This window comes from Streptomyces endocoffeicus (assembly GCF_016741935.1).
Lineage (GTDB): Bacteria > Actinomycetota > Actinomycetes > Streptomycetales > Streptomycetaceae > Streptomyces > Streptomyces endocoffeicus.
Window position 1 is genome coordinate 60191 of sequence record NZ_JAERRG010000033.1, and the last position, 20296, is coordinate 80486.

Genomic DNA, 20296 nt, shown 5'->3' on the forward strand with positions numbered 1-20296 from the left:
GCTCACGGAAATGCATGCCCGCGTGTGGCCCCCCACACACCGAGGGAACTGTTGGGAGTGATCCCCTGAGTGATCCGCTGAGTGATCCCCCGAGCTCGAACCGAGGAGCCGTGATGCACGACGACCGACCACTGGTGGAGGGGCGCCTGGACCGCGCGCTGCGCCAGTTCATCAGGCCCGCCCAGTACACGGCCCGGGTGCCGCTCACCCTCTCCGCGTGGCGCACCCCCGGTGAGCCGGTGCCGGTCGCGGAGGCGCTGGCGGGCACCTACGAGCCGTTCACCACCGGTACGGACTGGGGCAGCCCGTGGTCCACCTGGTGGTTCCGGCTGGAGGGCGCGGTGCCCGAGGGCTGGGCGGGGCGGCGGGTGGAGGCCGTCGTTGACCCCGGATTCACCGACGACGCCCCGGGGTTCCAGGCCGAGGGGCTGGTGTACGACGCGGAGGGGGTGCCGATCAAGGGCATCCATCCGCGCAACCGCCATATCCCGATCGCGGCCCCCGCGGCCGGTGGCGAGCCCGTACGGCTGCTGCTGGAGGCCGCCGCCAACCCGTCCGTGCTGCGCGACGGCTTCGTTCCGACCCGGCTCGGCGATGTGCTGACCGCCGGGGACGAACCGCTGTACCGTTTCGCCTCGGCCGAGCTGGCCGTCCTCGACGAGACCGTCTGGCATCTGGTGCTGGACATCGAGGTGCTCTCGGAGCTGATGCACGAGCTTCCGGAGGACCGGCCGCGCCGCCATGAGATCCTGCGCGCCCTGGAGAACGCGCTGGACGCGCTCGACCTCCACGACGTCCCCGGCACCGCGGCCGCCGCCCGCGCCGAGCTGACCGACGCCCTCGGCCGTCCCGCGCACTCCAGCGCGCACCGGGTCTCGGCGGCCGGGCACGCCCATATCGACTCGGCGTGGCTGTGGCCGCTGCGCGAGACGGTGCGCAAGGCGTCCCGCACCTTCGCCAATGTCACCGCGCTCGCGGGCGAGTACCCGGAGCTGGTCTTCGCCTGCTCACAGGCGCAGCAGTACGCCTGGGTCAAGGAGCACCAGCCGCACATCTGGGAGCGGATCAAGAAGGCGGTGGCGGACGGCAACTGGGCGCCGGTGGGCTCGATGTGGGTCGAGTCGGACGCCAACATGCCCGGTGGCGAGGCACTGGCCCGGCAGATCGTGCATGGCAAGCGGTTCTTCCTGGAGGAGCTGGGGGTGGACACCGAGGAGATCTGGCTGCCGGACTCCTTCGGCTACACTGCCGCCTTCCCGCAGCTCGCCAAGCTGGCGGGGGTGAGGTGGTTCCTCACCCAGAAGCTGTCGTGGAACCAGGCCAACAAGATGCCGCACCACACCTTCTGGTGGGAGGGCATCGACGGCACCCGGGTCTTCACCCACTTCCCGCCGGTGGACACCTACAACGCCCGGTTCAGCGCCTCCGAACTCGCCCACGCCGAGAAGAACTTCGCCGACAAGGGGCTGGCCACGCGCTCGCTGGTGCCCTTCGGCTACGGCGACGGCGGTGGCGGCCCGACCCGCGAGATGATGGAGAAGGCGCGGCGGCTCGTCTCCCTGGAGGGCTCGCCGACCGTCGAGATCCAGCCACCTTCGGCGTTCTTCACCGAGGCCGAGCGGGAGTACGGGGCCAAGGCGCCGGTGTGGTCGGGCGAGCTGTATCTGGAGCTGCACCGGGCCACGTACACCACCCAGGCCAAGACCAAGCAGGGCAACCGGCGCGGCGAGCATCTGCTGCGCGAGGCCGAGCTGTGGGCCACGGCCGCCGCGCTGCACACGCCCGGCTACTCCTATCCGTACGACGAGCTGGACCGGATCTGGAAGACGGTGCTGCTGCACCAGTTCCACGACATCCTGCCCGGCTCGTCCATCGCCTGGGTGCACCGCGAGGCACGGGACACCTACGAGATGGTCTTCGCCGAGCTGGAGGAGATCATCGCGGCGGCGGTGGCCGCGCTGGGCGGCGGCGGGCCCGCCGTGCTCAACGCCTCGCCGTACGAGCGCGAGGAGATCGCCGTCCTGGACGCGCGGACGGCGGCCGCCCTGCCGTCCGGGGCCCCGGTCCAGCCGCTGGACGAGGGCCGTACGGCGGTCGCGGTGCGGGTCGCCGGGCTGGGCGCGGCACCCGTGGGGGCCGCCCCGCAGGCGCCCGCCGCCAGCGGCGCACCCCATGGGGCACCGCCGGTGACCGCCCTGAGCGACGGCCGGTCCATCGTCCTGGACAACGACCGGCTGCGGGTGACCATCGACGCCGAGGGGCTGCTCACCTCGGTGCTTGACCTGGACGCGAGCCGTGAGGTGCTGGCCCCCGGCGCCCGCGGCAACCTCCTCCAGCTCCACCCCGACCACCCCAACCACTGGGACGCCTGGGACATCGACCGGCACTACCTCCGCAGCCACACCGATCTGACCGACGCCGAGTCCGTGGAGCTGATCGAGTCCGGCCCGCTGCGTGCCACGGTCCGGGTCATACGGTCCTTCGGCGCCTCCCGCATCAGCCAGGAGCTGACGCTGGCCGCGGGCAACCGCCGCCTCGACATCGCCACCGAGGTGGACTGGCAGGAGTCGGAGAAGGTCCTCAAGGCGGCGTTCCCGCTGGACATCCACGCCAAGGTGTCCACCGCGGAGATCCAGTTCGGCCATGTGGACCGCGCCACCCACACCAACACCAGCTGGGACGCGGCCCGGTTCGAGATCTGCGCCCACCGCTGGCTGCGGGTCGCCGAACCCGGGTACGGGGCGGCGGTGCTCAACGACTCCACGTACGGCCACGATGTGACCCGTACGGCGCACGGCAGGGGCGAGGGCACAGGCTCGGGCCCGGACGAGGGCGCGGACGGGGACGCGGACGAGGGCGAGGTGCTGGGCACCACCGTGCGGCTCACCCTGCTGCGCGCCCCGCACAGCCCCGACCCGGAGACCGACCTGGGCGTCCACCGCTTCCGCTACGCCCTGCTGCCGGGCGCGGGCGTCGCCGAGGCGGTCGCCGAGGGGCTCGCCCTCAACCTGCCGCTGCGCACCCTCCCCGCCGGACCGGCCGAGCGGGCGCCGCTGGTGTCCGTGGACAACCCCGCGATCACGATCGAGTCGGTCAAGCTCGCGGAGGACCGCAGCGGCGATGTGGTGGTGCGGCTGTACGAGTCCCATGGCGGCCGGGCGGCGGGCACGCTGGTCACCGGCTTCCCGGTGCTCGGGGCTGAGGTGACGGACCTGCTGGAGCGCCCGCTGCACGAGGCGGCCACGGGTCCGGGCGGGCTGACCCTGGCACTGCGCCCGCACCAGATCCTCACGCTGCGGCTGCGGCCGGTGAGGTGAGGGGCTGAGGCCTGACGGCTACAAGACGGGCGGTCGTCCGGAGCGAGTCAGCTCGACGACCGTCCGCCAGCTCATGGGTGCCCGCGTGCCGTGGCCGCCGCGCAGCCCTTCGCGCAACCGGCTCAGGGAGGCGCGAAGGGCTGCGCGGTCCCGGAATCGCCGTAAGGTCCACACATCGGCGGGCAGGAAGGCGCCGTACGGGAAGTCGGTGCCGAGCAGGATCAGCAGATCGCATTCGTGGGTGGCCTCGTACGCCGCGCCATGGCCGAGCAGACCGCTCATGCCGACGTCGTACGGGTTGTCGTACTGGACGAAGGTGCGTATCTCGATGCCACGAGGAAGCCCCGCCCGGCGCCACGGGGAAGCGCACGGACGGGGCCGTTGACGGGCGCTGGCTGACCTACGAGACGACGCCCGTTCCGCCGCACCTGCTGCATGGGACGGCATACATCGCGCCATCCTCACCGACAAGCACAGTCGCCGAGAATCGGGGCCGAGATCGATGAGGCGACCCCCACCGGCGTCTGCGTCCGGCCCAGCAGCCACAGGCATCGTCCGGGAGTGCTGACGGCGCCTGGAACCGACTCGCGAACCGGACTACGTCGACCGCACGAGGGTTCACCCATTGCGACATAGCGGTCACCTCCTGTAGCCGAGAGTACGTGCCGCGCGTCGGGCTGTCAGCGCGTCAACTCAGTTCGGGCCCGTGTTGCTACAGTCGCCGGTACATGTGCCCTCGCCACCGGGCTCACATCCGGCCGCGACCAGGATGCTCTGGTCGGTCGGCGCCAGCCACAGCGCGTCATCCACGGTGAACCCCGCCCGGGCGATCATCTCCTGGGTTCGCGTCAGCTCGCCCACGTCGTGGCGGGACGGGTTCGGCGGCTCCGGCATGTGATGCACGAAATGGCCCAACCCCTCGCACAGCTCACTGTAGACGCGGGTGTGAAGGATGAGGGCGTGCCAGCCCTCGTCGACCACCCGGGACGGCCGCAGCCGAGCGTGGGGGAAGGCGGCGCACGTGGCGGTGAACTTGACGACCTCGTCGACGATCCGCTCAGCCATGTCCGGCTCCAGGGCGGCCGGGCGGCAGGCACGCTGGTCACCGGCTTCCCGGTGCTCGGCGCGGAGGTGACGGACCTACTGGAGCGCCCACAGCACGAGGCACCCACGGGCCCGGGCGAGCTGACCCTGGCACTGCACCCGCGCCAGATCCTGACGTTGCGGCTGCGGCCGGTGAGCGGCTGACCGGCGCATACGGCCTGACGGCTATACGACGGGCGGTCGTCCGCAGCGAGTCAGCTGGACGACCGTCCGCCAACTCATTGGCGCCCGGGTGCCGTGCCCCCCGCGCAGCCCTTCGCGTAGCCCGCTCAGAGAAGCGCGGATGGCCGCGCGGTCGCGGAACCGCCACAGGGTCAGGGCGAGCCAAGTGGCGAGGTTGAAGGGGATGAGAACCCGGGGGAGGTTGCGCCGGGCGAGCCAGACACGGTTGCGGGCGTTGAGCCGGTAGAAGGTGACGTGGCGGGCCGGGGTGGTCGCCGGGTGGTGGACGGTGACGGCGGGCAGGTAACGGCCGGTGAAGCCTCGGTCCCACAGTCGCCAGGCCAGGTCGATGCCCTCGTGGAAGAGGAAGAAGTGGCCGGGCCATCCCCCGACGGCCTGGAAGGCGGAGCGGCGGATCAAAACGACGCCTTCTGCCATGACGGTCACGGTGCCGGGCCGAGTGGGGTCGGAGGCCTTCAGCCGGGGCACCCAGCGGCGCTGGGTGACGCCGCTGTTGGGGTCGACGATGCGGGGCTGTACATAAGCGAGCCGGGCGTCGTAGTCGAGTTCGGTGGCGAGCCGGGCCAGGGCGTCGGCGGCTGGGAGGACGGCGTCGTTGTCGAAGAAGAACAGGTAGTCGCGGTCGTCGGTGACAGCGGCGGCGCCAACGTTGCGGCCCTCGGGGATTCCGACGTTCTCCGGCAGTTCGATGGTGCGCACCCCCGCGGGGACCTGGGCAGGGCGGCAGCCATTGCCGACGACCACCACGTCGAGATCGACGCCCTGCTGAGCCAGCAGGGAGGCCATGGCCCGAGGGAACTCCTCGGGCCGGTCGTTCATGGTCAGCACCACCGCGCCGACCTTGGGACGCGGGGCGCCAGCGGTCACAGAAGGGTCCTCACTGCCTACGAGTCACCCCGCGTTCGGGTGGTCGTCATCGGGTCGTCACTGTCTGCTCGCATAGCCTACTGGCCCCGGCGGGGTGCCGTGGACGCAGCGAGCAGGGCGCTGAAGGCGGCGGGGAGAGCGGCGCGGAGGGCCCGTTGAGTGGTCTGAGTGTCGTGGGGGCGCCGGTTGACGAGCGTATCGGCGGCGGCGAAGACAGCCGCTGCGTGGACCGCGCGGTATGCGGCGACGGCGAAGACGGCGGCGGCTTCCATGTCGGCGGTAAGCACCCCGGAGGCACCGTATTGGGTGACTTCGGCTTCCGTCTCCCGGTAGGGAGCGTCGGTGGTCCATGTGGGTCCGCTGCGGGCCGGGGCCCGGGTGGCGCGGATGGTGCGAACCAGGTGGTCGGTGAGATCCGGCGAGGGCCGGATGGAGGCTGTCGGAGGGAGGTAGTGCCGGGACACGCCCTCGTCGCGGAGGGCCTCCCGGCAGACCACGAGAGTCCCCGGGAGCAGGTCGGGACTGAGCGCGGCAGCGGTGCCGACGGTGACGAAGCGGGTGGCGCCGAGCGTGATGAGTTGTTCGAGGACCAGGGCGGCAGCGGGGGCGCCAACGCCGAAACCGCCACAGAGCCCGAACGTGTGGCCGTGGTGGTCGAACATGCGAAGGTCGCCGCGAATCCACTCGTTGAGCAGGCGTGGGCGGTAGCGCCTGTGCGCGTACTCCATCACATGGGCCTGGTAGACGATGACGATGCCGGCAAAGTGTTTGAGCGTGGCGCCGGGGTGCCGGGCCCGCACTCGGGCGGCGTGCTCGGCCGGATCCGGCACGGCCGGAAGCTCGTGCTTACCGGGATGGAGAGGGAAAGTTGTCTGGCTCACTGGGCTTCCCTGGTCGTGAGGGCGCTGGTGAGCAGTTGTTCGGCGTGGCGGTCGACGTGGTCGAGAATGTGCCAGGGGAGCACGGCGTCGTCCATGTGCCGCAGATGCCGGTCGTAGTCGAGGCCGTGGCGGGTCATGGCCTCGGCGAGCTGGGCTTTGGTGAGGGTCTTCAGGTCAGTGCCTGCGTCGTAGAGGTCTTCGAGGACGTGACCGACGCGGCGGTCCCCACGCGAGCAGACGACTTCCAGGCGCATGCGGCTGGTCTCGCCGTACACCACACGGTAGTACCGCTCGAAGTCCTCGTTCCCGACCAGACTGCGCAGTCGGTCGCTGATCTGATCGCCGTATGCCTGCACCACGTCAGGGTCAGCCATGCGCAGACGCTGGGTCGGTGTGCCGGGCTTGGGCATGAACTGGTGCAGCTTGACGATCACGCTGCCGTCCGGGCGGCCGAGGAGTCGACGTATGCGGTGGGCGTAATCGGCAATAGCGAGCCTGTCGTCTTCGCGTTCGCCAGGAGCCCCGATGATGAAGTACAGCATGACCGTATTGATGTTCCGGTTGGCGCCGCACAGCTCGATGGCCTTGTCGACGCGTTCGGGTGTCTGCGTCTTGCCATAGAGGGCCACAAGGTCGGGGGCGGCCCACTCGGGTGCGATGGTGATGATGCCGCGCGCTTGGGAGAGGTTCAACTCGGTGAACAAGTGTCCGAAGTCGCCGAGTTCGGTCACGGCGTTCAGGTAGTCGGCGCTGATCTCGTCGGCCCGGATCGAGCCGATGATCGTGGTGACCTTGTCCCCCTCGGCGGCGGCGCGGTCGGCGTAGGCGCCGATGTGCTCCAGCAATTCACGGCGGTGCTTGTACTGGGTGAAGGTCGGCGCGCTGATGATGATGGTTCGGACCTTGAGCTGTTCCAGGTGGTCGATGTAGTCGGTGAGCATGCCGAGGGGGGCCTGCCGGAACGGGGGAATGCCGAGGTTGCAGAACGCGCAGCTGTGTCGGCAGCCGACGACCGGATGGATACCTGCGGCGGTGCCGTCGGTGATCGGGTAGGTGAAGTGCGCATCATGCAGCTCCGCGAGAGTGAGGTACTGGGCTTGCACGTGTCCCGGGATTGCCCGTGTCCTGGGGGTGATGCCGCTGATGCCGCCGCCAGGCAGGAATGTGGGCTCGTACAGGGACGGCACATACAGGCCAGGAACGCGGGCGAGTTGCTCCAGCAGACGTGCCCACTCAGTCGGCTCGCTGTCATGGGCGTGGACGATGCGGAGCAGTTCGGGCAAGGAACGCTCGGCTTCGCCGAGTGCGATGACGTCGACGTAGTCGGCCATCGGCTCAGGGTTCGACAGGCCCATGTTCCCGCCGACGACGAGGGGATGCACACCGGATTTCCGCTCCACGGCACGGCGTGGGATCCCTGCCAGGTCCAGTAGGCGCAGGGCACTGTGGAGATCTCCGGAGTTGACCATGGACAGGCCCACCACATCGGCTTCGCTGACCGGCAGCGGGGATTCGATGCTGCGGTATGTCTCGCCGTCGGATGTGGTGAGCCGGTTCCCATCATGGACGAGGCAGTCGTACTGGAGGGCGCGCTCGGCCACGGCGGGGATACCCGGGCTGCGGTTGACCAGGTCGTACAGGCCCATCGGTCCGCCGCACATCAAGCTGTAGGCGTGGCTGAAGGGGAAGAGGAACACCATCCGCAACAGCTCGTTCGGGTTCTTGGACGGGTACGGGCCGGAAAGTTGCGTTTCCCGCTCGTGGATGGCGTCGATCTCCTTGCTCAGTAGTGTCATGGAGATCTCCTGTCAGCGGGATGCGCAGTGGGCGCGGGCGGTGTGCACGGTCGCCTGGCGGATGGCGTCGCAGATGGCTGTCTCGTCGGCTTCGCTCATACGGGGGTGCAAGCAGGGGCACAGCAGCCGGGCCGCGAGCTGTTCCGCACGGGGGCAGCGATGCGCGCCGATGTGATCACGGATGAGGCGGTGCCCGAGGTAGGTCGGCGGGTCGCTGATGATGCTGCCGACCCCGTATCGGTCGGCCAGGGTATTCATGAGCTTGTCGCGGCCCTCACCGGCCCAGGCGACGGGCACGAGCAGGTTGTGCCGGTAGTACAGGTGCATGCGTCCGTTGAAGGTCGGGGGGAGCGTCAGCTCCTCGACGTCGGCCAAGTGCCGGGTGCGCTGGTGGGCACGGCGGATACGTGCATGGTTCATCTCGTCCAGGCGGGAGAGCTGGACCAGGCCCACTGCGGCCTGGGCCTTGGTCAGCATCTGGTTCGTGCCCCAGTGCTCCCGACCGCCGTAGGTGCGGAGCCAGCGCAGCCGCTCTGCCAGCGCGGAGTCGTTGGTGGTGACCGTGCCGCCCTGCCCCAAGGTGGTCATCAGCTTCTTCGACTCGAAGCTGAACACTGTGGCCCAGCCCTCGGCGCCCACGACGGCGCCTGACGGGGTACGGCCGCCACAGGCACGCGCCGCATCCACGATCACGACCGGCGGCCCATGGACCGGGTGAGGATGCCGGTCGGCGAGATCTAGAAAGGGCCGCAGGTCAGCAACGGCGCCGTTCCAGTGCGTGACCACAATCGCCCGCGTCCGCGATGTGATGACGCGTTCGGTATCGGCAGGGTCCAGGTTGAGAGTGATCGGATCCGGCTCGGCGAGGACCAGGTGCCCGCCCTGGCCAATGACAGCGATGTGCGGGCCGACGAAGTTGATCGCACAGGAGATCACCTCATCCCCCGGCTCGAGGTCAAGGAAGTGCAAGACCATCTCGAGCGCGGTACCGCCGGAGTTGAACGCCACGGCGTGGTCGGCGCCGGTATGGGCGCTGAAGGCGTCCTCGAAGCGCTGGGTGTACGGGGCGGATTTCCACCCCATGCGCCAGTCGGCGGCATCGTCGAACGCGAACTCGACGGCCGTGCGCTCGGCGGCCGTATACCAACCACCCATTGCCGGCTCGACTGGCCAGCGTAGGGCGGCAGTGGAACGGGGGACGGTGGTGGGATTGGTGGGCATTCGTTGCGTCTCTCGATCGTCAGAGCAGATGGCGGCGGGGGCGGTTCTCATACGCGGTGATTGCGTCGACCTTCGCGGCAGTCGTGGGGGTGGCCTCAAACCGGTAGGTCAGCCATTCGGCCGCCAGTCGGCGCGCAGCTGCGAGGCCGATGACGCCCTGGCCGAGAGCGAGGACCTGGGCGTTGTTGGACTCCACGGAGGCCCGCACGGACAGCGAGTCATGGGCGGTGACAGCGCGAATGCCCGGGACCTTGTTTGCGGCGATGGCCATGCCGAGGCCGGTATGGCACACCAGGAGCGCCCGGTCGACGATGCCCTCGACCACCAGGCGCGCCGCCTCGCAGGCGATGACCGGGTAGGTGACGGCGTCGGGGTGGTCGCTGCTGGTGTTGATGACAGAGGCAACGCGTGCGTTTTGGCGCAAGTCGTCGCGGAGGACGCTCATGTACTGCTGGCCGGCCCTGTCGGCTCCGATCGCCACACGGAGGCGGGGCGGCATGGTCTTATCGCTCATGGGTTCTCCTGCGTCTGGAGTCGGGTGTAGCCGGTGTGAGCGCGACGCGTCCGGCCGGATGCCCCTGACCTCACCCTCGGGGGAGCCGACTGACGTCCAGGGTCCGTCGGCCGGACGCGGCGCCGTCACATCAGAGTGATCCGCTCGCGTTGCCGCAGGTAGTGAGAGGTGTCTGCCTTCCATGGGCGGTGCGGCCGCCTGCGGCGGGCGTCCAGCCCGCCCCCTACGGAGCGGTTTGATCGCGTGCCAAGGCAGGCAGGCAATCGTTGGACAGTACTGACGGCTTATCCGACGTCGTCCTGTGCCTGTGGGGGAGGAAAACAATGGGATCTGAGGCGAGGCAGAAGTCGAAAGCGGTCCACGACGTCTCCTGCGGGAAGGCCCTCCGCGAACGGGCCCTGGGCCGGGCGGGCTCCCCCGACCCCGTACCGCCGACCCTGATGACGACGATTTCCGCGGAGATCGAGGCTCACTGTGGCCACCGCCCCCTCAAGTGCCGCCGCCTGGCAAAGGGATGGACAGTCGCCCGAGCTGTCGCCGCCACCCACCAACTCGTCGAAACCAGAGGGCTCGCCAAAGTCGGTTTGTCCGAGCGTTCGTGGAAGGACTGGGAGGCGGGTGTCCTGCCCAGCCCCGACTACCAAGACCTGCTGTGCCGTCTCTTCGCCACGAATCCCGTCCAATTGGGCTTCGCCCGCGACTATTCACCGACCGCAGCGGATGGGACCAGCCCACTTGGGAGCGGAAACGGCCTGGATGGAACACTGCTCGAAGGAAAAGCGGCGAGCACGAGCGCGGGCTCGCGGACCCCGATGGAGGTGGAGCCAACGAAGCGTCGCGACGCGGTTAAACTTGCCGGACTGGCTATGGCCGCCCCGGTTGCCGCAGCACAGATCCTGGAGCAGGCCGCCGCCGAAGCCATGGAGTTCACCCGGCAGGCGGAGGCCACCTCGCTCGGCTCGGGCACCCTGGACCACCTCGACCTCGCGATCACGGAGTTCAACCGCGCCTACTCGCTCAAGCCACCCCGGACCGTCTTCGACGCGGTGATGGACTATCGGCGAAAGGTCGACCGCCTGTTGAAGGCCCCCCACACCCACCGTCAGGAACGCGAACTGCTGACGTTCGCCGGGTGGCTGTCCGAGCTCTTAGCATGGCTCGCCCACGATCTCGGGGACGCCCGCGCCGGTCTGGCTTTCGCCACCGACGCGTTGGTCCACGGCCAGGAGGCCGGAAACGGTCAGCTGTGCGCATGGGCAATGGACGCCGCCGCCTCCATCAACCTGTACGGGCACCATCCCCACAAGGCCCGCCTCGCGGTCGCCAAGGGCCTCGCTGAGGCCCCGGCCAGACATCCGCTGACAGTGCGGCTGCATGCCCAAGCCGCTCGCGCCGCCGCAGCCGACGGCGACGCAGAAGGCTTCACCACCGCATTCCACGCTGCCGAGGACGCCCATCGGTCCCTGCCGACCTGCCCGCCTCGCCGATTCGGCATGGACGTGATGCCACTGGCGGATTATGCGCTCACCTCGTATCCGGCGACCTCCTTCATCTGGCTCGGCCAAGCCGAGGAGGCCCGCCAACACGCCGAACGCGCACTGGCTACCTACAAGGCGGCCCCGAAGGCGTCCCGGTCTCCAAGTCGGGAGGCCATCGCCCGTATCGACTTGGCCATGGCCCATGCCCTGTCCGGCGCCCCCGAGGACGCCGTCGCCCTCGGGCACCAGGCCCTCGACTCCACCCGCGTGGTCGACTCCGTCCGGCACCGGGCCAGCGACCTCACCTCCTTCCTAACCCGCCGCTATCCCCGCCGACCCGAGGTCGAGAGCCTGCGCGACCGCCTCGACGCCCTCGACGCGGATGCCCGCCGATCTCCGCCAGCAGCAGGCCCAGGAGCATGAACACGAAGGAGACCCCGGTGACCGACGACCAGCAGCCCGTCGAGCACTCCCTCACCATCCGCAAGCCCTACTACGACCTGATCGCCAGCGGCAATAAGACCATCGAGGTCCGCGTCGGCTACCCCAAGATCCGCAAGATCACCACAGGGGACACCCTGCGGATCACCTGCGGCGACGACACCCTAATCACCCGCGTCACCGCCGTACGGCAGTACGACTCGTTCCCCGCGATGCTGGACGCCGAGGACCCCGGCGCGATCGGCGGACCGGACATGGGCCACGACGAGCTCATGGCCGCGATCCGCGACATCTATCCCCGCGAGAAGGAAGCCCTCGGCGTCTTCGCCCTCCATCTCGCCCTCGTGGAAACCAGCGGCTGAGCCGCGCACCGCTGGGCCCGAGAGCACAGGGCCTCGGCGGGCTTCAGGGGCGCGGCACGTTCCGGAGGTTCGAGCGGGCCATCTGGACCATCTTGCCGACGCCCCCGTCCAGCACCATCTTGCCGGCCGAGAGCGCGAAGCCGGTCACCATCTCCGCCTTGATCTTGGGCGGGATGGACAGCGCGTTGGGGTCCGTGACGATGTCCAGGAGCGCGGGCCCCTTGTGCTGCAGTGCGGCGCGCAGCGCGGACCGCAGCCGCTTGGGCTTCTCCACCCGCTCGCCGTACACCCCGGCGGCGCGGGCGATCTGCGCGAAGTCGGGGTTGTGGTAGCCCGTGCCGTGCGCGGGCAGGCCCGAGACCAGCATCTCCAGCTCGACCATGCCCAGCGCGGAGTTGTTGAAGAGGATCACCTTCACCGGCAGGTCGTACTGGACGAGGGTGAGGAAGTCGCCCATCAGCATGGTGAATCCGCCGTCGCCGGACATCGAGATCACCTGGCGGCGGCGGTCCATGAACTGGGCGCCGATCGCCTGCGGCAGCGCGTTGGCCATCGAGCCGTGGGTGAAGGAGCCGATCACCCGGCGGCGGCCGTTGGGGGACAGATAGCGGGCGGCCCACACATTGCACATCCCGGTGTCCACGGTGAAGATCGCGTCCTCGGCGGCCTCCTCGTCCAGCACCGACGCCACGAACTCCGGGTGGATCGGAATGTGCTTGTCGACCCGGCGGGTGTAGGCCTTGACCACGCCCTCCAGCGCGTCGGCGTGCTTCTTCAGCATCCGGTCGAGGAAACGGCGGTCGGTCTTGGGGCGCACCTTCGGCGTCAGGCAGCTCAGCGTCTCCCGGACGTCGCCCCAGACGGCCAGGTCCAGCTTGGAGCGGCGGCCCAGGTGTTCGGCGCGGACGTCCACCTGCACGGTCCGCACATCGGCGGGCAGGAAGGCGCCGTACGGGAAGTCGGTGCCCAGCAGGATCAGCAGATCGCATTCGTGGGTGGCCTCGTACGCCGCGCCGTAGCCGAGCAGACCGCTCATGCCGACGTCGTACGGGTTGTCGTACTGAATCCACTCCTTGCCGCGCAGGGCGTGCCCCACCGGCGCCTTCAGCAGTTCGGCGAAGGCCATCACCTCCTCGTGCGCCCCGGCACAGCCCCGGCCGCAGAAGAGCGTCACCCGCTCGGCCTCGTTGACCATACGGGCCAGCCGGTCGATCTCCGCGTCGCCCGGGCGCACGGTGGGCCGGGACGTCACCAGGGCGTGCTCCTCGGCGCGCTCGGGCGCCGGGCGGGCGGCGATGTCGCCGGGGAGTGCCACCACGCTGACCCCGCTGCGGCCGATCGCGTGCTGCACGGCGGTCTGCAGGACACGGGGCATCTGCTGGGGGTGGGAGATCAGCTCGCAGTAGTGGCTGCACTCCTGGAACAGCCGCTCGGGGTGGGTCTCCTGGAAGTAGCTGGTGCCGATCTCACTGCTGGGGATGTGCGAGGCGAGCGCGATGACCGGGGCCATCGAGCGGTGGGCGTCGTAGAGCCCGTTGATCAGATGGACGTGTCCGGGGCCGCAGGAGCCCGCGCAGGCGGCGAGGGACCCGGTGAGCTGCGCCTCGGCACCGGCGGCGAAGGCGGCGGTCTCCTCGTGCCGCACCTGGATCCAGTCGATCGCGGCGTTGCGGCGGACCGCGTCCACCACGGGGTTGAGGCTGTCGCCGACCACGCCGTACAGCCGCCGCACACCGGCGCGCACCAGGATGTCCACGTACTGCTCCGCCACGGTCTGCTTGGCCATCGCGCGCCCTCATCCCTCTCGTCGTCCAGGGTCGATGGGGTGGGTGACGGTTGTCCGCCACCTTGACCTTTCGTCCATCAACCCATGGACGGCGCGCTTACGCCTCCCAGACGGCGGCCGCCGTACGGTCGTCGGCGTAGCCCTTCACCCCGGTCTGGGCATCGGCGAGGAACGCGGCGAGACCCGGCGCGTCCGCGGTGTCCCAGCGTTCGGCCAGGCGATCGGCGAGGGCGGCCTCGCCGCGCAGGGGCTCGGCGAGGCCCGCACTGCACAGCAGCAGGGTGTCGCCCGGCCGGGCGACGGAGGCACGGAACCGGAAGAGCCCGTGGACGGGCTCGCCGGACTCGGGTGGCGGCGTGGCGTCGGGGTCGGAGGCGGGGTCGGAGGCGGAGGCGGAGGCGGGGTCGGAGGCGGAGGCGGGGTCGGAGGCGGAGGCGGGGTCGGGGTCGGGGCTCGGTCGCCGGCCGGGCGGGCGACCACTCCCGTAGCCGATGACGGGTCCGCCGACGGTGTCCCGCTCGCCCCCGTCGGGTTCCAGGTCCTGCCAGGCGCCGTCCCGCAGCCGGAAGAGCCCGCCGTCGCCGACGCCGAAAAACACCCGGGTACGGCAGGCCGGATGCGCCGGGAGCAGGAGGCAGCGCACCGAGGCGGTGTGGTCGGCGGGGGCCAGGCCACGTACGGTCGCGCCGGCGCGCAGCCGCCCGTAGGCACGGTCGGTGAGCCGGTGCAGCCCGGAACTGAGGGCGCCGCGGTTGGCGGTGTGGATGTCTTCCGTCAGCCGGGCCTGATTGCCGCCGACCGCCCCGGCGATCCACTCGCACAGCTCACGCGCCACCCGGTGCGCCCCCGGGGCCGCCCGCTGCCCGCTCGCCACGGCCACGAGGAGAAGGGCGCTGTCCCCGGTCCCGAACCGCACCGCGAGCAACGCGTCCCGCCGTGGCTCACCCCGGTAACGGGCCGCGTCCCCGCGCAACGACGCGGCCCGCAGCGTCAGCGTGCCGTACCGGGCGCCCTCCAACACGGTGTCGGGCACCACATCCCGGAGATCCTCCGGATCGGTGACGGGAAGCGTGGTCGGCTCGGTCTCGTACATGGGCGGCTGGTCCCCGACATACGAGGCGGCAGCGGCCCGCCAGGGCCGCGCCGGATCGTCTTGGAGCGCCGCCTCCGGCGGAGGCGGCACCCCGGCCCCACGCGGCCCCGAGGACGGCGAGGGCGGCCCGGACACCCCGGCGCGCCCGGACACCCCGGCGCGCCTGGACGGGCCGGCGGGGGTGATGGGGGCGATGGGGCCAGGTGCGCCTGCCGGGCCGGTGCGTCCGGACGCGCTTCCCGGGCTGGTGGGCCCCGGTGCGCCCGCCGGGCCCGTGGAACTGGGCGTGCCCGACGGGTTTGTGGATCCGGGCGTGCCCGCCGAGCTCGTGGAGCTGGGCGTGCCCGACGGGTTCGTGGATCCAGGCGCGCCCGACCGGCTCGCGGGTCCGGGTGAGCTCCCCCGACTGGTGGGCCCGGGCGTGCCCGCCGAACTCCTGGTTCCGGGCGGACTTCCCTGCCTCGTGGGTCCCGGCGCGCTCCCCCGGCTCGTGGGCCCGGGCGCGCTCCCCGAGTCGGTGCGTCCGGGTGCGCCCGAGTCGGTACATCCGGGTGCGCCCGAGTCGGTACGTCCGGGTGCGCCCGAGTCGGTGCGTCCGGGTGCGCTCGCCGGGCCGGTACGTCCCGGTGCTTCGCTTGGATCCGGGCGGCCGAGTGCCTCCCTGGGATCCGCGCCGCCCTGGGCGGCACCGGCTCCCGCGCCACCCCATGGGGCGCCCGGTTCCGTACGTCCCGGCCTCGCATCGGAACCCTCGCGGCCGTCGGAGGGCGGGGTTGCCCCAGACCCCGCGTAGCCCCGCTGCGAGGGCGAGGCGCCGGGCCCCTCGTCGCCCTGTTCGGTCCCCGAGCCCGCGCCACCCCACGCGGCAGCGCCCGGCCCCGTACGTCCCGGCCCGGCGCCGGACCCCGCACGGTCCTGGGTGGGCAGTGTGGCACCGGGCTCCTCGTCGGCGGGAGATCGCCACCCCTGCGGGCCACCTCCGGCGTCGGCGTCGGAGCCCGGGGCGGCACCGCCCGGCTCCCCCGTCCGCGGGCCCCAGGGGGCGCCCGCGGCCGGTCTCTGATGACCGGCGTCCTCGTCGCCGGCGAGCGTGCGGGAGGCCGAGTCGAACCGGTCGTCCACGGAGTCGGAGGCCGCCGCGGGCCCCGCGTCGGCACGACGCGGGTCGTACAACTCGCCCCACCAGTCGTCCTCATGACGGCGTCGGTCGCCCTGCTGGCTCATCCCCACATTGTCCACAGGGAGGCTCCACGGGAACACCACGCGATGACCGGCCCGAGGCCCGCCCAAGATCCGCTCAAGCAAACGCGAGCGCGCTCACCCGTTGGGCCCCAGGAGCCCGGCGCCGCAAGCGGGCCCGCCCCCGCAAGCGGCCCGCCCCTGCAAGCGGCCCGCCCCTGCGCCCGGGGCGGAGCGTCGGGGACGAGCCCGCTGCCCGCCCCCGGCGTAAGACGTGAACGCCGCCGGGGGCGAACCCGAGGAGCAGGGTGTGGGACCCCGCGAGCCGAGGGCGGGTAGGTGGCCGGGCCGGGAGCCGGGGCCAGGGCCGGGCCCAGGGCGACCAGGCGGCCCCGGGGCCCAATCAGCCCCGCGCCCTCACCCCCGGTACGCCTCCAGCAGCCGCAGCCAGATCTCGCTGATCGTGGGGAACGACGGCACCGCGTGCCAGAGGCGGTTGATGGGGACCTCGCCCGCTACCGCCACCGTCGCCGAGTGGAGCAGTTCGCTGACCCCGGGGCCCACGAAGGTGACGCCGATCAGGTGGCCCCGGTCCAGGTCGACGATCATGCGGGCGCGGCCGCGGTAGCCGTCCGCGTAGAGGACCGCGCCCTCGACCTGGCCCATGTCGTAGTCGACGACGCGGATGCTGCGGCCCTCGGACTCGGCCTGCTCCGCGGTCAGCCCGACCGCGGCGACCTCCGGATCGGTGAAGACGACCTGCGGTACGGCCGCCTCGTCCGCGGTCGTCGCGTATTCGCCCCAGCGGCTCGTGTCCAGCCGCTCGACGCCCCGCGCGCGTGCCCCGATCGCCGCGCCCGCGATGCGCGCCTGGTATTTGCCCTGGTGGGTGAGGAGCGCTCGGTGGTTGACGTCGCCCGCCGCGTACAGCCAGCCGTCGGGGACGTCCGTCACGCGGCAGGTCTCGTCGACCGTCAGCCAGCCGCCCGGTTCGAGCCCCACCGTCTCGAGGCCCACGTCCGCGGTGTGCGGGGCGCGTCCGGTGGCGAAGAGCACCTCGTCCGCCTCGAGCTGTTCCCCGCTCTCCAGGATCACCGTGACCGGTCCCTCCGCCCCGCCCGGCCGGGCGAGCCCCTTCACCGACGTACCGGTGCGGATCTCGGCCCCGGCCTCCCGCAGCGTCTCGGCGACCAGTTCGCCCGCGAACGGCTCGATCCGGTTCAGCAGCCCGGAACCGCGCACCAGCACCGTGACGCGCGAGCCGAGGCCGCACCAGGCCGTGGCCATCTCGGCGGCCACCACACCACCACCCACGATGATCAGCCGCTCCGGCACCGTGCCGGAGCTGGTGGCCTCCCGGCTGGTCCAGGGCCGGGCCTCGGCGATCCCGGGCATGTCGGGCAGCGCGGCCCGGGTGCCGGTGCAGACGGCCACCGCGTGGCGGGCGGTGAGGGTCCGCTCCTCGCCGCCGGAGCCGTCCGGCGGCGTCACCGCGACCCGCCGCGGCCCGACCAGCCGCCCATGGCCGCGCACCAGGTCGATCCCGGCCGACTCCAGCCAGGTGAGCGCACCGTCGTCCTTCCAGTTGCCGACCTCCTTGTCGCGGTGGGCGAAGACATCGGCCGCCGCCAGCGGCCCGCCGACCGCCTCCCGCAGCCCCGGCACCTGGCGTGCCTCGGCCCGCGCGAGCACCGGGCGCAGCAGCGACTTACTGGGGACGCAGGCCCAGTACGAACACTCACCACCGACCAGCTCCCGCTCCACGATCACCGTGGACAGCCCGGCGGCGCGGGTCCGGTCGGCCAGATTCTCACCGACCGGGCCCGCGCCCAGCACGATGACGTCGTACTCGTCCGTGGCCTGATTCATCGCAACCCGCTCTCTCGCTCGTATCACCGTCGCAGGGCCTCCGGGGCCTCGCAGGGTCATCGTGGCGTCGAGTTACCGCCCACAGCCACCCCAATCGGCGTTTCGGCCGAGCGCTCCCGGCACCGGGAGGCCCCGGTCGGGGGCCGGGACCGGGCGTTCCCTGCGTACGGGGCGCGGCCGCGCGACAGTGATCGCATGACTGTTTTCACCGAACCCGAGACCGGCTACCTCAGATCGCAGCGGATCGGCCGGCTGGCCACCGTGGACGCGCGGGGCCAGCCGCAGGCGAACCCGGTGGCGTTCTTCCTCAACGAGGACGGCACGGTCGACATCGGCGGCTACGCCATGGGCAGGACGAAGAAGTGGCGCAACACCGGGACGAATCCGAAGGTGGCGCTGGTCGTCGACAGCCTGGTGAGCGAGCGGCCGTGGATGGTGTGCGGGGTGGAGATCCGTGGCGAGGCGGAGCGGCGCACGGGGCCGCATGACCTCGGCGCCCAGCTGAGCGACGAGGTCATCCGGATCCATCCGCGCTGGGTGTACAGCTGGGGCCTGGAGGACGTGCCCGGGGCGAAGACCCGGAGCATGAGCTGACCGGAGCGTGAGCTGACCGGAGCGTGAGCTGACCGGAGCGTGAGCTGACCGGGGCCGTGCCGGTCCCGGTCAGCCCCGAGTGGCCCCGGTCGACCCCGGTCGACCCCGGGCGGCCCAGGGCGGCCCCGGGCGGCCCAGGGCGTACCGCTACCGCCCGCGCATCGGCCCCCGCTTGCGCTCCATCATGTGGCGGCCGAGCGCCTGCCGCTGCTTCCAATCCCGCCGCAGCTCGGCGCGCAGCCGCGCGTCCGTACGGGCCGCGAGCCGCTCGTTCTCGCGGAGCAGCTTGCGGTAGCTCTCCAGCCGCCGCTCCGGCAGCGACCCGTCGTCGATCGCGGCGAGCACCGCGCACCCGGGTTCGGCCTGGTGGGCGCAGTCGGGGAAGCGGCACCGCTCGGCGAGCTCCTCGATCTCGGCGAACGCCTGTGCGACACCGCCCTCGGCGTCCCACAGCCCCACCCCGCGCAGCCCCGGAGTGTCGATCAGCACCCCGCCCGAGGGCAGGGGCAGCAGATCGCGGGTGGTCGTGGTGTGCCGCCCCTTGCCGTCGCTGTCGCGGATCGCCCGTACGTCCTGGACGGCCTCGCCCACCAGCGCGTTCGCCAGCGTGGACTTGCCCGCCCCGGACTGGCCGAGCAGCACCGAGGTGCCGGAGGCGAGCAGGGCGCCGAGCTCCTCCAGCCCGTCCCCCGCCGCGGAGCTGACCGGCAGCACCCGCACACCGGGCGCCGCCATCTCGGTGTCGGACACCAGATGGGCGAGGGTGTCCGGGTCGGGCACCAGATCGGCCTTGGTGAGGACGAGCAGCGGCTGGGCGCCGCTCTCCCAGGCCAGCGCGGTGAACCGCTCCACCCGCCCCAGGTCGAGCTCGGCGGCGAGGGAGACGGCGATGACGGCGTGGTCGACGTTGGCCGCCAGCACCTGGCCGTCCGAGCGCTTGGAGGAGGTGGACCGTACGAGGGCGGTACGGCGTGGCAGCAGCGTACGGACGTAACGCGGATCGCCCTCGGCGTCCACGGCGGCCCAGTCGCCGGTGCACACGATCCGCATCGGATCGCGCGGTGTCACCAGCTCGGTGTCGGCCCGCGCCGGGCCGCCCGGTGTGACCAGATCGCACTGGCCACGGTCCACCCGGATCACCCGGCCGGGCACCAGGCCCTGTGCGGCGTACGGGGCGAACGTCTCCGCCCAGCCGTCGTCCCAGCCATAGGCGGCGAGGGAGTACGGAGACGCGGAGTCAGAGAGGCCAGAGAGGTCAGAGGAGTCAGAAGAGCTGGAAGAGCCGGAAGAGCTGGAAGAAGTGCTGAACACGGAGGAAACCCTTCGAAGGGCGGCCTCCGAAGAGGTGTCAGCCGGAGACCGCAGGGGTGGAAATGAGGAACTCCTGAACGCGAGCGGCGCTCGCCACCGAGACCGTCATCAATGTCCTCACCTCCTGCTTTCCTCAACGCACGGCAACACGGACCATCACGGCCCGCACGGAACGGAGAAACCGTAGCCCATCCCCGCACGGGGCGCCATCCATTTTTTCTTTCGTTGGAAACGAAAGGGCCGCCCTCAACCGCCCTGTGACCAGGGGAACATGACCCCGGGCAACGGCTCCCGAACATG

15 protein-coding genes and 1 pseudogene are annotated in these 20296 nt (G+C 71.4%); 5 read left to right on the forward strand and 11 right to left on the reverse strand.

Annotation, left to right across the window (positions count from 1 at the left end; all coding sequences use genetic code 11):
- Positions 1-113 precede the first annotated feature (113 nt).
- Complete coding sequence (locus JK364_RS45695) at positions 114-3317, forward strand: alpha-mannosidase (RefSeq protein ID WP_201857355.1); 3204 nt, start codon at positions 114-116, stop codon at positions 3315-3317.
- Between the two features lie 171 nt (positions 3318-3488).
- On the opposite strand, the pseudogene JK364_RS57285 reads toward JK364_RS45695, so the two are convergent.
- Both JK364_RS57285 and JK364_RS58600 read right to left on the reverse strand, forming a co-directional pair.
- A pseudogene (locus tag JK364_RS57285) lies at positions 3489-3629 on the reverse strand (hypothetical protein); the annotation flags it as partial.
- 381 nt (positions 3630-4010) lie between these two features.
- Positions 4011-4382 (reverse strand): glycine-rich domain-containing protein, encoded by a 372-nt coding sequence (locus JK364_RS58600; protein ID WP_504942755.1) that lies wholly within the window; start codon positions 4380-4382, stop codon positions 4011-4013.
- Here JK364_RS58600 and JK364_RS56135 point away from each other — a divergent pair.
- Positions 4278-4565 carry a glycosyl hydrolase-related protein gene (locus tag JK364_RS56135; protein ID WP_230993517.1) on the forward strand — a complete coding sequence of 96 codons (288 nt, stop codon included), beginning with the start codon at positions 4278-4280 and terminating at the stop codon, positions 4563-4565. The two genes, JK364_RS58600 and JK364_RS56135, sit on opposite strands and share 105 nt — an antisense overlap.
- 21 nt (positions 4566-4586) lie before the next feature.
- Here JK364_RS56135 and JK364_RS45720 read toward each other — a convergent pair whose 3' ends face one another.
- The 5 genes from JK364_RS45720 to JK364_RS45740 form a co-directional block, all read right to left on the reverse strand.
- Positions 4587-5471 carry a glycosyltransferase family 2 protein gene (locus JK364_RS45720; protein ID WP_201857357.1) on the reverse strand — a complete coding sequence of 295 codons (885 nt, stop codon included), beginning with the start codon at positions 5469-5471 and terminating at the stop codon, positions 4587-4589.
- 77 nt (positions 5472-5548) lie between these two features.
- Positions 5549-6352 (reverse strand): nucleoside phosphorylase, encoded by an 804-nt coding sequence (locus JK364_RS45725; protein WP_201857358.1) that lies wholly within the window; start codon positions 6350-6352, stop codon positions 5549-5551.
- Positions 6349-8148, reverse strand: coding sequence for a B12-binding domain-containing radical SAM protein (locus JK364_RS45730; protein WP_201857359.1), 1800 nt, complete (start codon positions 8146-8148; stop codon positions 6349-6351). Before JK364_RS45730 ends, JK364_RS45725 begins: the two co-directional genes overlap by 4 nt.
- Before the next feature lie 12 nt (positions 8149-8160).
- Complete coding sequence (locus tag JK364_RS45735; protein WP_201857360.1) at positions 8161-9369, reverse strand: DegT/DnrJ/EryC1/StrS family aminotransferase; 1209 nt, start codon at positions 9367-9369, stop codon at positions 8161-8163.
- Positions 9370-9388: 19 nt separating this feature from the next.
- Complete coding sequence (locus JK364_RS45740; protein WP_307841601.1) at positions 9389-9883, reverse strand: RpiB/LacA/LacB family sugar-phosphate isomerase; 495 nt, start codon at positions 9881-9883, stop codon at positions 9389-9391.
- 440 nt (positions 9884-10323) lie between these two features.
- Here JK364_RS45740 and JK364_RS45745 point away from each other — a divergent pair, with 440 nt between their 5' ends.
- Together JK364_RS45745 and JK364_RS45750 are read left to right on the forward strand one after the other, a co-directional pair.
- Positions 10324-11784, forward strand: coding sequence for an NsdA family TPR-like regulatory protein (locus JK364_RS45745; protein WP_504942762.1), 1461 nt, complete (start codon positions 10324-10326; stop codon positions 11782-11784).
- Positions 11781-12164 (forward strand): ASCH domain-containing protein, encoded by a 384-nt coding sequence (locus JK364_RS45750; RefSeq protein ID WP_201857361.1) that lies wholly within the window; start codon positions 11781-11783, stop codon positions 12162-12164. Before JK364_RS45745 ends, JK364_RS45750 begins: the two co-directional genes overlap by 4 nt.
- Before the next feature lie 43 nt (positions 12165-12207).
- On the opposite strand, the gene JK364_RS45755 is transcribed toward JK364_RS45750, so the two are convergent.
- From JK364_RS45755 to JK364_RS45765, 3 genes are all read right to left on the reverse strand, one after another.
- Positions 12208-13950 (reverse strand): pyruvate dehydrogenase, encoded by a 1743-nt coding sequence (locus JK364_RS45755; protein ID WP_201857362.1) that lies wholly within the window; start codon positions 13948-13950, stop codon positions 12208-12210.
- A 97-nt stretch (positions 13951-14047) separates the two neighbouring features.
- The gene (locus tag JK364_RS56140) at positions 14048-15043 is read right to left on the reverse strand and encodes a protein phosphatase 2C domain-containing protein (protein ID WP_230993534.1); all 996 of its coding nucleotides are present in this window, start codon (positions 15041-15043) and stop codon (positions 14048-14050) included.
- Between the two features lie 1596 nt (positions 15044-16639).
- The gene (locus tag JK364_RS45765; RefSeq protein WP_201857364.1) at positions 16640-18091 is read right to left on the reverse strand and encodes a dihydrolipoyl dehydrogenase family protein; all 1452 of its coding nucleotides are present in this window, start codon (positions 18089-18091) and stop codon (positions 16640-16642) included.
- Between the two features lie 195 nt (positions 18092-18286).
- Between JK364_RS45765 and JK364_RS45770 the strand changes: the two genes are divergently transcribed.
- Entirely contained in the window at positions 18287-18685 is a 399-nt protein-coding gene (locus JK364_RS45770) for a PPOX class F420-dependent oxidoreductase (protein ID WP_201857365.1), read from the forward strand.
- Between the two features lie 147 nt (positions 18686-18832).
- On the opposite strand, the gene rsgA is transcribed toward JK364_RS45770, so the two are convergent.
- Entirely contained in the window at positions 18833-19996 is a 1164-nt protein-coding gene (gene rsgA, locus JK364_RS45775) for a ribosome small subunit-dependent GTPase A (RefSeq protein WP_201857366.1), read from the reverse strand.
- Between the last annotated feature and the right edge of the window lie 300 nt (positions 19997-20296).